Annotated in this window: 12 protein-coding genes; 2 read left to right on the forward strand and 10 right to left on the reverse strand. The window is 58.4% G+C overall.

Annotated features, from left to right (window positions below):
• Positions 1-210: 210 nt before the first annotated feature.
• Genes FYJ52_RS03505 through allB (FYJ52_RS03520) form a run of 4 tightly spaced genes read right to left on the reverse strand, consistent with a single transcriptional unit; the run spans position 211 to position 5,860 of the window.
• Positions 211-1,599: an NCS1 family transporter gene (locus FYJ52_RS03505; protein ID WP_154575882.1), complete on the reverse strand. Its 1,389-nt coding sequence runs from the start codon at positions 1,597-1,599 to the stop codon at positions 211-213.
• A gap of 24 nt (positions 1,600-1,623) precedes the next feature.
• A complete protein-coding gene (allB, locus tag FYJ52_RS03510; protein WP_154575883.1) occupies positions 1,624-3,027 on the reverse strand; it encodes an allantoinase AllB in 1,404 nt (467 codons plus the stop codon).
• A gap of 40 nt (positions 3,028-3,067) precedes the next feature.
• Entirely contained in the window at positions 3,068-4,462 is a 1,395-nt protein-coding gene (locus FYJ52_RS03515; RefSeq protein ID WP_154575884.1) for an NCS1 family transporter, read from the reverse strand.
• Between the two features lie 24 nt (positions 4,463-4,486).
• On the reverse strand, positions 4,487-5,860 hold the full coding sequence (gene allB / locus FYJ52_RS03520; protein ID WP_154575885.1) for an allantoinase AllB: 1,374 nt from the start codon (positions 5,858-5,860) through the stop codon (positions 4,487-4,489).
• A gap of 435 nt (positions 5,861-6,295) precedes the next feature.
• On the opposite strand from allB (FYJ52_RS03520), the gene FYJ52_RS03525 reads away from it, so the two are divergent.
• The gene (locus FYJ52_RS03525) at positions 6,296-7,204 is read left to right on the forward strand and encodes a DUF2877 domain-containing protein (RefSeq protein ID WP_154575886.1); all 909 of its coding nucleotides are present in this window, start codon (positions 6,296-6,298) and stop codon (positions 7,202-7,204) included.
• 69 nt (positions 7,205-7,273) lie between these two features.
• Positions 7,274-7,804, forward strand: a complete 531-nt coding sequence (locus tag FYJ52_RS03530; RefSeq protein WP_154575887.1) for a nitroreductase family protein — start codon at positions 7,274-7,276, stop codon at positions 7,802-7,804.
• Positions 7,805-7,834: 30 nt separating this feature from the next.
• Here the strand turns inward: FYJ52_RS03530 and FYJ52_RS03535 are convergent, their stop codons facing one another.
• The 6 genes from FYJ52_RS03535 to FYJ52_RS03560 all read right to left on the reverse strand — a co-directional run bounded on the left by FYJ52_RS03535 (position 7,835) and on the right by FYJ52_RS03560 (position 12,869).
• The gene (locus FYJ52_RS03535; protein WP_154575888.1) at positions 7,835-8,269 is read right to left on the reverse strand and encodes a DUF2442 domain-containing protein; all 435 of its coding nucleotides are present in this window, start codon (positions 8,267-8,269) and stop codon (positions 7,835-7,837) included.
• 10 nt (positions 8,270-8,279) lie between these two features.
• On the reverse strand, positions 8,280-8,537 hold the full coding sequence (locus tag FYJ52_RS03540; protein ID WP_154575889.1) for a DUF4160 domain-containing protein: 258 nt from the start codon (positions 8,535-8,537) through the stop codon (positions 8,280-8,282).
• A gap of 145 nt (positions 8,538-8,682) precedes the next feature.
• Positions 8,683-9,618, reverse strand: a complete 936-nt coding sequence (locus tag FYJ52_RS03545) for an electron transfer flavoprotein subunit alpha/FixB family protein (protein WP_154575890.1) — start codon at positions 9,616-9,618, stop codon at positions 8,683-8,685.
• Positions 9,611-10,417 carry an electron transfer flavoprotein subunit beta/FixA family protein gene (locus FYJ52_RS03550; protein ID WP_154575891.1) on the reverse strand — a complete coding sequence of 269 codons (807 nt, stop codon included), beginning with the start codon at positions 10,415-10,417 and terminating at the stop codon, positions 9,611-9,613. The genes FYJ52_RS03545 and FYJ52_RS03550 overlap by 8 nt, the downstream gene beginning before the upstream one ends.
• A 1-nt stretch (position 10,418) precedes the next feature.
• On the reverse strand, positions 10,419-11,594 hold the full coding sequence (locus tag FYJ52_RS03555; RefSeq protein ID WP_154575892.1) for an NAD(P)/FAD-dependent oxidoreductase: 1,176 nt from the start codon (positions 11,592-11,594) through the stop codon (positions 10,419-10,421).
• A gap of 27 nt (positions 11,595-11,621) precedes the next feature.
• Positions 11,622-12,869: a M20 family metallo-hydrolase gene (locus FYJ52_RS03560; RefSeq protein ID WP_205960750.1), complete on the reverse strand. Its 1,248-nt coding sequence runs from the start codon at positions 12,867-12,869 to the stop codon at positions 11,622-11,624.
• Positions 12,870-13,087 lie beyond the last annotated feature (218 nt).

Raw genomic sequence — 13,087 nt, forward strand, 5'->3', positions numbered from 1 at the left:
GCTTTCCACGCTTTATTTTTTAGGTATTGCTTGTCATTATACCACGAAATCATCATCCTTTGAACTTGATCGCAGCTTGGTCGCTAACTTGGTCGGTCGTAGCGACTAAGCTTAAAAAAACGCCCGGCAATGCCGAGCGTTTGGGAGATGGTCTCTTTTTATCGAACCCTATTTTATTTTTAATATTGATATGTATTCACGATTAGGAATTTAGGCGTCCGCGTCCACCGATTCCAGGCTCGTCCCTTTGCGGAAGGCCTTGCACGACGGCATCTTCTTCATGCAGAAGTAATAAATCAAGCCGGTGGGCACCGTCGCAGTCAAGAAAGAGATGTCCACGTTGAGCAGGCCGATGACCGCGCCCACTGCGGTGGCGATGATTGCCGCCCAGTTGACCCCCTGGCGGGAACTGTCTTCCGCGTAGAGATCGTCGAGCTGTTCTTTGGTGAAGTGGCGTTTGTGGAGGATGTAGTAATCCACAATCAGCACTGCAAAGATCGGGCTGAAGAACGCCGTGTACACCTTGACGAAGACGTCGAGCCCCGCGGCAGAGGCGTCGTTGGTGAGGATCCACGGGCAGCAGCACACCGCGAGGATCCCGACGAAGATGACGGCGGTCTTGTGTTTCATCTTGAACACGTCCATGAAGGCGTAGGCCGGCGGCACCACGTTAGAAGCCAGGTTCGTCGTCATCTGTGCGAACAGAATAAAGGCCAGGACGACAACTTTGATGAACACATTGTCCACCATCGTGCCGAAGGCGTTGATCGGGTTGGCGATGCCGGTGGCCGTAGACGCCATCGCGCCGATCACCCCGAGCATGACCGTGGCCGGCACCATCGCGAGGAAATAAGATGTCCCGCGCTTCGCCGGCGAGTAGCCCCGCTTCAGCTCCCTGGAGTAGTCTCCGGCGTTGAGCATGACCGTCGTGGAATTGCCGAAGAAGGCGATGCACGCCGCGATGAACGGCATGCCCCAAGTCGGCTTCAGACTGCCTAAATTCGTCTGAATGACGCCGCTGTACTTGGACAGGCAGATGTAGAGCAGGTAGAACATCGCCGCGACGATGACCACGCCGCCGATGTTTTCGACCCATTTGATGCCCTGGAAGCCCTTGACGGACAATGCGATCTGAACCGCCTGGAACACGAAGAAGAACAGCCAGACGTTGTTGTAGTGAAACAGCGCGATGGAAATCTGGTTGATCGCCGCGCCCCCGAGCCAGGTCTGGAAGCCGTACCAGACGATGGCGGGCAGGCCTCGAATGAGGACCGGAATGGCGCTGCCCTTGGTGCCGTAGGCACTCTTAAGCTGAATCGCGTAAGGGGCGCCAGTCTTGTAGCTGAAGGTGTCGTTTAAGCAGATGCCGACGATGAGGACGAGGGTTCCGATGGCGACGGCCAGGAAGATCTGCATGAGGTTGAGGCCCTTGCCCAGCTGGGCGGAGCCCATGGTCAGGGTCCCGATGGAGATACAGCCCCCAAGCCAAAGCATGGTGTAGGAGCCCCAGCCCATGCTGCGTTCTTCGTCCTTAAGGGGCTTTAAGGACGCCGCCTCTTTCTTTTCTTCGGCCACAGGGGCCGTATTGTCTTTTGCCATTTGTGAAATACTCCTTTATACTGCTTATTTCAGGGGTTTAATAAATTCGCCGGTGCCTTTGGCGTCTTCGATGTAGCGGCCGTCCTCGGCGACGAGTCTGCCGCGGATGAAGGTCTTCACCGGGGCGCCCTTGCCGCTCAAGCCGTCGAAGCAGGAAACGTGGCCCTTGGTGTAGAGCTTGTCCTGTTCCACTTGCCATTCTTTTTCAGGATCGAGGATGACGATGTCGGCGTCGAAGCCAATTTCGAAGGCGCCCTTGCGGCCCCAGAACCCGAAGATCTTCGCAGGGCTTTCGTCCATGACTTTCGCGATGAGGGTCGGCGAGAGCTTTTTCTGGTGCACCGTCATATCGAACATCATCGGCAGGAAATACTGGATCGAGTTGAGCCCGCCCCAGGCCTGCCAGATGTCCTTGGTGGCGTTGTCCTTTTCTTCGTCCGCGGCCGGCGAGTGGTCGCTGCCGACGCAGGCGAGGGTCCCGTCGAGGACGTAATCCCAAAGGCCGTCCACGGCGTCCTGGGTGCGCAGCGGCGGGGTGCATTTCGCCGGGCCGCCCTTTTCGAAGACGAAATCTTCGGTGAAGCCGAGATAGTGGGGGCAGGTTTCCGCCGTGACCTTCAAGCCTTCGTGCTGGGCGTCCTTGACCACCTGGGCCACCATCGGGTGGGACACGTGGCAGATGTGGACGCGGGCGCCGGTGGCCCGGGCCATGTCGATGACGTTTTTCGTCGCCACGTATTCGGTCCAGACGTCGTGGGCGTCGAGGAAGTCGCGGATTTTCTGTTCCCGGGTCTGGTTCGTCTTGGCCTTGGCTTCTTTTTCACGCTCCAGCACCTGGCCGTATTCTTCGCAGTGGAAGCCGCAGAGGGCGCCGGTGGGCTTTAAGATGTCCAGGGCCTTTCTGATATTGCCGAGGTTGACCGTCGGGAAGAGGGGCCCGTTGGGGCAGGTGAAGCCCTTAAAGGCCGCGACGCCGCAGGCTTCCAGATCGAGCAGGTCTGCCATGTTGTTCTTCACCGAGTCGGGCTTGTCGTCGAAATCGCCGACGAGGCCGCCCCAGAGGCCGTAGTCCACATAAGAATGGCGGGAGATTTTGCTCATCTTCAGATCGAAGATTGCCTTGTTCATCAAGGACGGGTCGTTGTTCAGCGGCATGTCGATCAGCGTCGTGCACCCCGCCGCCACTGCCGCCCGGGAGCCGGTTTCGAAATTTTCGCGGTATTCAAATCCCGGTTCGTTCAAATGGGCGTGGCAGTCAATGATCCCCGGATAGACCAGGTTGCCGCCGGCGTCCACGGTTTTTTTCGCTTCCACCCTTTCGCCCGGAGCGAAGAACCCCGCGAATTTGCCGTCCTTCACTGCGATCTGCGCGTCGAAGATCCGGTCCGGCGTGACGAGTTTGCCGTTTGTGATCAATAAATCGTACATGTTACACTCCTTACTCTCCAAGTGATATTCCGTTAATATTTTATGCCGCTTCTTCAGCCGATGCGTCTGCCGTGTCGAAGATCGTGCCCTTTCTGAAATTGTCGATATTGCCGAAATGGGCGTATTTCATGAGCAGATAGTACACGACGCCGGTGGGGATCAGCGAGATGTACCAGGACAAATCCATCACCAGACAGGACACGGCCGAGCCGACGACAATGGCGATGACTGCCGCCCAGTTGATTCCCTTAAACGGCGTGTGGTCCTTGTCGTATAGGTCGTTGACGTCGAGGGTCTGCTTGCGCAGGATGTAGTAATCCACCACCATGACCGCGAAAATCGGCCCGAGGAAGGCGGAGTAGAACCGGGTGAACAGGGACAGCCCTGCGGCGGACTGGGCGGTGACCAGGCGCCACGGCATGACCACCACCGACAGCGCACCGACAATGATCGTCGCCCACGACCATTTCATGTTGAAGGATTCCACGAGGACGTAGGCCGGCGGGACGATGTTGTTGAGGACGTTGGTTGTGACCTGAGCGAAGGCGATGAAGGCGAGGGTCAGGATGGTTAAGACCTTGGAATTCATCGTCGTCGAGAAGACCACCACCGGGTCGGCGTTGCCCGTCGCCGCTGTAACCAAAAGGCCGATGAGGCCCATGAACAGCGTCACCGGCAGAATCGCCAGGGTGTAGATGCTGCCCGTCGCGGCCGGGCCGGTCTTTTCTTTCAAATTGCGGCTGTAGTCCGACGCGTTGACGATCATCGTCGCGTAAATCCCGAGGAAGGAGGTCGTCGCCGCCCAGAAGGGCATGCCCCAGGTGCCTTTGATGCCGCTGAAGGCGTTGCCGATCTGCCCCGCGAACTTGGTATTCACGACGTAGAGCATGTAAATCAAAATCCCGATGATGAACACACAAGACACGTTTTCGAGCCATTTGATTTCCTTGAAGCCCTTGATAGCCAGGGCGACCTGAAGGATGGTGAACAGCGCGAAAACGATCGGCATGTTGCTGAAGCCAAAGAGGATTTTCAGGCAGGAGTTGATGGCCCCGGCGCCGACCCAGCTCTGGAAGCCGAACCAGACGATGGCCGGAATCCCGCGCATGAATCCCGGAATCTTAAGCCCGGCGAAGCCGAAGCTCGACCGCGCCTGAACCGTAAACGGCACCCCGTATTTGTGGCCGCAGTTGCCGATTAAAACCAGGGCGACGGCGATGACCGCGCAGCCGATGCACATGGCGATGATGGCCTGAGCCACTGTCAGCGCGCCGATGAGGCTCGCCCCCATGGAAAACGTCCCGATGGAGACGCAGCCGCCCATGAAGCTCGCCCCGTAGGACAGCGGGTCCATGATCCGCTCGTCGGTGGGGAGCAAATCGGCGTTGACGTTTTTCGCCAGCTCCGGATTCAGAATCTTGTTTTCTTTCAGCATGATGATCTTCCCTTCTATTGACGCTTATTTGATGCGTTTGATCAATTCGCCGGTGCCCTTTTCGCCGACGACTTTGCCGTCTTCTGCCATGACCGCCCCGCGCACGACGGTGCACACCGGCAGGCCCTTGCCCTTCATGCCCACAAAGGCCGAAATCTTGTTGACGTAGAGCAAATCTTCCGCCTTGACTTCCCATTCCTGATCGGGATCGATGATCACGAAGTCGGCGTCAAATCCCGGACGGATGTCGCCTTTTCTGCCGTAGATGCCGAAGGCCTTGGCCGGGTTCTTCGCCATCGCCGTGGCCAGCACTGACGGGCTGATGCCCCGCTTGACGACCCCTTCGGAGAAAGCCGCCTGGACACAGCTCTGGATGCCGCTGATGCCGCCCCAGACGTCGAACACGTTTTCGATCTTCTGGCCGAGGATTTCTTTGTATTTTTCGTCCGGTGCGCAGGGCGAGTGGTCCGAAGCGATGCCCGAGAACGTCCCGTCGACGACGTAGCCCCAGAGGCGTTCCACCTCTTCCCGGCTTCTCAAAGGCGGCGCGCATTTGAACAGCTCGCCGTGGTCGAGGGTGTCCTGGCCGGTGAAGCTCAAATAATGGGCGCAGGTTTCCGCCGTGATGTCGTAGCCGGCCTGCTGCGCTTCCTTGATCTTCTGGGCGACGTCGGGGCTGGACACGTGGCAGATGTGCGCCTTGCAGCCTGTGGCCTTAGCGATTTCGATAACCGCGTCGGTCGCGACCATTTCCGCGGCGACCGTTCTTGAATCGAGGAAGCCCTGCCAGTCCAGGCGGCCTTCCCGTTTCATCTTCGCTTCCCCTTCTTTAATCATCGAGAAATCCTCGCAGTGGAAGCCGGCGCGGCCGCCGAATTCTTTGATGATGTTCATCGCTTCGTAAACCTGGCCGTAGTTCAGGGGCTTGTAGTCCGGCGACACCGGCCCGATGAAGGATTTGAAGGCGACACAGCCCTTGGCGTCGAGATCGGCCAGATCAGAGAAATTGTCGGGGATCAGTCCGCCCCAGAAGCAATAATCTGAATAAGCTTCTTGTGTAACCTTGGCTTCCTTTATGTCGAAAAGCTCGCCAGTGGTCATGGCCGGTTCGTTCTGCAGCGGCATGTCGATGACCGTCGTGTACCCGCCGAGCACCGCCGCGGCCGTCCCGTGTTCGTAATCCTCGCGCCATTCGTAGCCCGGATCGTTCAGATGGGCGTGGGTGTCGATGGCCCCCGGGAAAACGTATTTGCCGCCAGCGTCGATGACCCGCTTGGCGTCGACTTCGACCCCCGGCGCCAAAATGGCCGCGATCTTGCCGTCCTTGACGGCGATGCCGCCGTCCTGAACCATTTCCGGCGTAACCAATTTGCCGTTTCGAATGAATAAATCGTACATGGTGTTCCTCCTGCTTCTCCGTGACTTCTCCATGTTTGCACACAATCTGATTAACCGCGTTTAACTTTCATTATGCCTTAAATGTATTCCCTTTCATCCCCCGTCTAAAAAAAGGGCGTCAAAAGCTAAAACTTCTGACGCCCTTGCCATTTGAGTATTTTCTTGATTCGCTTTCACTATAACGGACAATGCGTGCGTTGTCAATAACCGCGGGTCAGAATCTTTTATGAATTAAAATATAATTGAAATTTCGATATTGCGTTCAACCATTTTTTAATTTCTCTGTCTTTATTGTAAACGCATACCCATAGAAATGCAAGAATTTTTTGTCAATCTTCACTTTTTGGCATTAAAATCTAAAGAACCGGTTTTTTCAAGGCCTTTCCTGTGATAAGATGTTCTATAATAAAAGCAAAAAGAAACGATGAGGCTGTTATGAAACGCACATTTTTATCGATTACCGACTACACCGCCCCCTGGATCGGCGCCGCCCGTCTGCATCGCGGCACGGTCCACTCGGTCTACAAGGGCGCGGTGAACCTCATGGTGGGCGGCCAGCTCATCGCCCTGCAGCCGGCGGACTCGCCCGTCTCGCCGCTGACACTCCGCTGCGATTTTCCGCTGTCGACTCTCGACGTCGCCCCCGGCAGCGCCTTCACCATCGGCCGCGGTGCCATCCGCACCGAAAACGCCGTCCTCACCCTGACCGACGCCGCCGACGTCATCCCCACCCGGCTCGCTCCGGAGGCCGACACCGACCCGGCCGCCTACCGCAAAAGCGGCGAGGCGGCCTACAAAATTTTAGCCGAGGTCTACCTCAGCCGGGCCAAAGGGACACTGGGCCGCTGCATCAGTCATCCCTACGGATTTCGGCCGCTGTTCGGCGGCACCGGCCAGGTCAGCACGATGTTTTATGCCGCCGTCGAGGACATTTTAAGCCGCGCGGCAGACGCCTTTTCTGATGCCGATTATCCGCGCTTTGCCGCCACCCTCAAGGAGCTCATCGGCCTCGGCACAGGGCTGACCCCCAGCGGCGACGATTTCGTCTGCGGGGTGTTCGCCGCCTTTCGGGGCGCCGGCGCCTGGTATCACCCGGCTATGCCCGACCTCCTCCGCCAGCTGACCCACATCGAAAACCGCACCCATCCCCTCTCCGTCGCCTTTATCAACTGCGCGGCCGAGGGCTATTACTCCCAGGCGATTTTAAATTTTTTCAATCGCGATCAATCTGTTTTTAATTATTTGACGACCGTCAAAGAATTTAGGAAAATCGGGCATTCCTCCGGGATTGATTCCCTGTGCGGCATGGCCTTTACCTTAAAATGTTTGTGCGAAGCACCTTGAAAATATAAAATAAAAGGTCTAAACTTAAAATACAACCTCAAAAAATTAAAATGCGAAAGGAATGAAATTATGAACGATTTACTCAAAGCCATGAGCGCCCGCCGCTCCGTGCGCACCTACGCCGACCGCGACGTCTCGGACGCCGATCTCGACGCGATTCTCAAAGCCGGCCGTCTCGGCCCGTCGGGCAAGGGCATCAAGCCCTACGATTTCATCGTCATCCGCGACCCGCAGACGATTCAAAAACTCGTCGGCTGCCGCAAGGGCGGTGCGAAAATGCTGACCACCGCCAAAGCCGCCATCGCCGTCCTCGGCGACGAAGACCGCTCGGATACCTGGATCGAAGACGACGCCGTCGCCATGACCCAGATGCACCTGATGGCTTCCTACCTGGGCCTGGGCTCCTGCTGGCTGCAGATTCGGCTGCGCCCGTCGGATACCGAAGGCAAGTCCGCTGAAGATTTCGCCCGGGACGTGCTCGGCTTCCCGAAAAACAACCGCCTCGAAGCCATTCTCGCCCTCGGCCCCATCGATGAAGCGCCCGAACCCCACGACCCCGACGCCCTGGACGACGGCGTCATCCACCAGGAAAAATGGTAAAGAAAAAGCATCTGCTTTTTAAGCAGATGCTTATTTTTTTGGCGCGCCGTATTCGCGCGTCATCGCTTCTCTCGAGACCACCCACTGCTTGCCAAATTTGCAGGCGTCGACACCATTGATCAGCTTGCCGTAGGCGATGGCCTTGCGCAGCGTGCTCTCGTTAAGTCCCCAGAGCTGGGTCGCGTCGGTAAAGGCGATCAAATGATCAAAGGGGGTCTCAACCCTTGTGCCGTTTTCATACAGCTCATCGCAAGAGAGATCCAGCGCGTCATTCCAAATCACGCCGTACCCCCCGATATCGACTTTCACTTGGCTGAATAATGCCTTCGATCTCTTAAGGGCCTCAAAGGCTGGCCACTTGTCAAACAGCGGCTTCACATCGTAAATTTTCGTCACGCCTTCGGCAAACTGAACACTCAGCTTATAATCCGACAGCGCATTCACGGCCTTGATTTTGTGGAACATGTTCTCAACCTCACTTTTCAAGCGGTGCAATTTCCTTAAATTCCTGTGTTTCCCAGATGTCGAGCAGTTCACCCTGATGCAGGTGAACCCATTTGCTCACCAGCGCTAATGCCTTTTTCGGTAAATTGCCGTCTAATATTTCTCCGGTTTTGATTTCGATTTCCGCCGACATGTCGCCATACTGCGCATGAACGTGCGGCGGATTGTGTTCCGACTGCTGGTAATACATGCGCATGGTGATGCCGTAAAATCTCGCTAACGTGGGCATGGTCATCTCCTCATTGTTTGCTTGCATTTTATCACGTTTTCGTGATGGATTCAAGTGCCTGCTGTTTCTCATGCTATTTACAGTCGTGCCCCGCGAGCCAAAAAAATGCTGAGCCACACGACTCAGCATTTTTTATTGCCTGATTTTATTTCGCATTCATCGCGACAAGCAGCTCGCCCATATCCGCGCAGATGAACACGTCGGCGAAGCCGCGGATCGGCGCGTTGGGGTCATTGTTGACGGCGATGACCGTCCCGTCGCCCTTGATCCCTTCGGTGAACTGGATCGCCCCGGACACCCCGAAGATGATGCACAGCTTCGGCTGGATGACGGTGCCCGATTCGCCGATCTGGTCGTCAAAGGGGATGAAGCCCTGGTCGGCCACCGGGCGGCTGCCGGCCAGCGCCGCGCCGATTTTGTCGGCGTAAGCCTTGACTGTTTCGAACTGGCCGCTTTCGATGGCGCCCTTGCCGGCGACGACTACCACATCCGCTCCGGTCAGATGATCCGAGGACGGCAGCGCCGTAATTTTCCCGCAGGTGATCTTGGACGCCGCTTCGACGGTGCGCACGTCACAGGGCGCCGCGGCGGTCTTGTCCGCCGGTGCGGTGCTGCCCTTTTTCATCGTGATGATTTCCGGCGCGCCCTTCACTTCGCAGGCGACCATGACCTGGGCGCCGAAGGAGGGCTTGATCTGGCGGATGGCGCCGTCCTGGACTTCCAGCGCCGTGCAGTCCGAGGTCATCCCGGCGCCGACCTTCACCGCCGCCCGGGACATGATATCCCGCCCCGCCGGTTCCGCTTCGAGGAGCACCGTCGTGAGCCCGTCAGCCGTCATCACCTGGGCCGCCGCCTCGGCGAGGCCGTCGCTCTGGCAGAGGGCCAGCCCCGGGGTGTTCACGAGGTGGACCGCGTCAATGCCGTCAAAGGACAAATCCGCGGCGAGACTGTCGTCCAGATCCGCCCCAAAGGCGTAGCACGCGGCCGTTTCGCCGAGGGCCTTCGCCGCCGTGGCCAATTCCGCTACGCTCTCCGGCACCTGTCCCTGTTGAATCCATGTGAAAATCGCGGTCTTAGACATGTTCGCCACCTCCCTGCTGCAATGCCTTCAGCTGGCCGTCAACGCGATCGGCCAATTTTTTCGCCATATCGTCCACCGTCCCGGTGAGGGTGACGGCCTGTTTTTTCTGCACCACCTGCATCGTATCGGTGACCACCGAGAGGGCCCCGGCCTGGCCGACCGTTGCCGGATCGATTCCTAAATCCGCCGCCGTCACTTCGACGATGGGGTGCTGGTTGGCCGCGACCTGATGGCGAAGCGTCGGCAGCTCCGGCGCGTTGGCGCCGAAGGGCACCGTCACCAGAACCGGCAGCGCCGCTTCCAGGGCCAGGAGGGCGTCGCCGGCCTTCTTCGCAACAGACGCCCTGCCTCCTGCAATCTGGCAGTCCACGGCGTCGGTCACGTCGGGCATCCCGAGCATCTCCGCCGTCATCGGGCCGACTTGCCCCGTGGCGCCGTCGTTGGAGGCGCTGCCCATGAGGACCACGTCGTAAGGGCCATAGTGTTCGAGAGCCGCCGCCAGCACCTTCGCCGTGCCGAGGGTGTCGCTTCCGGCAAAGACCTTGTCATTTAATAAATAAGCGTGATCCGCGCCGAGGGCGAGGACGACTTTCAGCGCGCGGGTGGCATCCGCCGGCCCCATGGTGAACACGTCGAGGGTGTCGCCGTCACCTTTGAGGCGCCGGGCCATTTCCACGGCGTAGCGGTCGCTGGGATTGATTTCGCCGGCGCCGCTGCCGCGAACCAGGGCGTGGGTGGCCGGATCGACCTGAACCTTGCTGTCCACCGGCACGTATTTGACACAAATCGCTATTTTCATCTCATTCCCCTTTGTTTTTCAGTAATCTTGAGAACGCCCACTCTTCAAGCAGCAGCGTCGATTCTCCCCGCATGATGTATTTCGCCAAATCGCGGCTCACCGCCGGCGCTTCGATGACGCCGTTGCCGCCGTAGCCCGTCGCCAAGAGGTAATTTTTCACCGGCGTATCCCCGACGATGGGCAGGAAGTCCCGGGTTTCCGCCCGGTAAGACAGCCACGAGGAATTGAGCCCCGCGTCGGTCAGCCCCGGCACGTTCTTTTCGAACTGGTGGAACAGGAAATCGATGAAATAATCGTCGGTGCCTTCCCGCTCCGGCAGCCGGTCCGGATCCCACTGGCCCGCGTGCATCGGGTCGTCGAGGTTCATCGACAGGTGGGATTTGCAGATGAAGATGTTGTTGCCGGCGCGCAGCGCGTAAAACGCCGGGAATTTCAAAATCGGGAAAACGTAGTCCAGGTGTTTTTCCGGCGGCACGACGAAAAAGGCTTCGGCCTTGGTGTGCCAGATCGGCACGTCGAGCCCGGCCATTTCCCCGGTGAAGCGGCTCCACGGACCGGTGCAGTCCACGACGACGTCGAAATCGTAGGTGTCGCCGTCTTCGGTCTTCACGCCCTTGGCGCTGCCGCCTTCGATCACAATTTCGGTGACGTTGGCCCCGCGCAGAATCGTCCCGCCGTTGGCTTCCATTTTCTGGGCGAAGGTGTTGGAAATCATCGTCCCGTCGAAATAGCCGTCGTCAGCGGTGTAGCCCGCCCCGAGAATGGTGTCCGTGTTGAGCATGGGCAGAATCTTTTTGATCTGCGCCTTGTCGGTGAGGTATTCTCCGGTGTAGCCGGCAGATTTCGCGAGGGCGATCCCGGCCTTGATCCGGTCGACTTCCTTTTCAGAGGTCGCGCAGACCAGGGTGCCGGTCTTGTCGAAGCCGGCCGAACCCTTGCGCTCCCGTTCCATTTTGAGGTAGGTCTCGAAACCGTAGAGACGGACGTCCCAATAGCGGTTGTTCAGGGAATCGTCGAACAGGCAGACCGTCCCGGCGGATTTCGCCGTGGTGCCGCAGCCGATGCGTCCCTTTTCAAACAGCGTCACCGCCGCATCGTCGTAAAGGCTCAGGTTGTAGCCCAAGGCCGTCCCCGAAATCCCCCCTCCGATAATGCCAATGCGTTTCTTTTTGCTCATCGCTATACTCCTGGTTTTGTAAATGCTTTATTCGTCCGCGATCTTCGCCAAAGTCTCGGCGAGCACCGCCGTCCCCTTGACCAGATCGTCGTCGTCAATATTTTCCGCGCGGTCGTGGCTGATCCCCTTTTCGCACGGGATGAAAATCATCGCCGCCGGGGCCAAATCCCCGAGCATCAGGCTGTCGTGGTAAGGCCCGCTGATCAAATCCATGTGGGGGATGGCGAGGGCGTCGGCCTGATCGCGCATCACCCCGCTCAAATGTTCGTCGCAGCGCAGGGGCGCGTCGTTGTTCAAGGGCGTCAGCGTCACCTCGACCCCTCGGCGCTCGGCAATCGCCCGCATGCCGGCCCGCAGATTTTCGACGAGCTCGTCCTTGTCTTCGGCGCTGACTGAGCGGATGTCGACAGTGAAAACGGCCTTCCCGGGGATGACGTTGGCCGCCCCCGGCGTCAGGGTCAATTCGCCCACCGTCCCGGTGATGTAGTCGCTGGTCGAGGTCTGGGCCAAATGCTCGAGGAGCAGCGCCATCTCCGCCGCCGCCATGTAGGCGTCCCGGCGGTCGGCCATGCTCGTGCCCCCGGCGTGGGACTGGACGCCCTCGACGGTGCAGATCAGATTGGTCGGCGCGCAGATGCCGGTGACGATGCCCACGGGCACCCCGGCTTTTTCCAGCTTGTCGTTCTGCTCGATGTGCAGCTCGAGGCTCGCGTGAACCGGCGCCCGACGGGGAAAGTCCTGATCGAAATGGTCCGGCCCGTAACCGAAGCTTTTGAGGGCGTCGTAAAGGCTCAGACCCGACGGGTCGGTGTGGGCCTTCAAATCCGCGAGGGACAGGCGCCCCGACAGGCCGCGGCTGCCGATGCAGCACACGCCGAACCGGCTCATTTCCTCGCCGGCGTAGACGTTGACCGAGATCGAGCGCTTCGGGCGCACCCCGGCGCGGCCCATCGCCGCCACCGCCTCAAGGCCGGCGAACACCCCGGCCAGGCCGTCGTACTTGCCGCCCTTCGGCACCGTGTCGATGTGGGAGCCTGTCCACACCGGCGCCGCGTCCGCATCCGTCCCGGGGTAAAGCCCGAAGATATTCCCGAGGCAGTCCTCCCGGACGTGCAGCCCGAGCTTTTCCATCTCGCCGATGACGTAGGCTCTGGCCGCCTGAAATTCGCCGGTGTACACCTCGCGGGTCATCCCTTCACCCGGCGTCCCGTTAAAGGCCGCGATGCCGTCGAGCCAGGCCCTCAGCTCGTTTTTTTTGATCTGTTCCCCAATCATCCGCATTCCTTTCTCGAATAATTTAGAAAAATTAAATTGATATCACGGTATCAGTCTACATTAAATTTTAAATGAAGTCTAGCATAAAATACCATGTACTCCGCAAAATACACGTTTTAGACGTTTTCTTAAAAATAAAATCCGGTCATTTTCTTAAGCCAATAAAAAAAGCAGCGCGGACTCTGCTGCGCTGCAGTTCATGAATATTAAATTTGTAT

This window comes from Pseudoramibacter porci (assembly GCF_009696145.1).
In the GTDB taxonomy this organism is placed as follows: Bacteria; Bacillota; Clostridia; order Eubacteriales; family Eubacteriaceae; genus Pseudoramibacter; species Pseudoramibacter porci.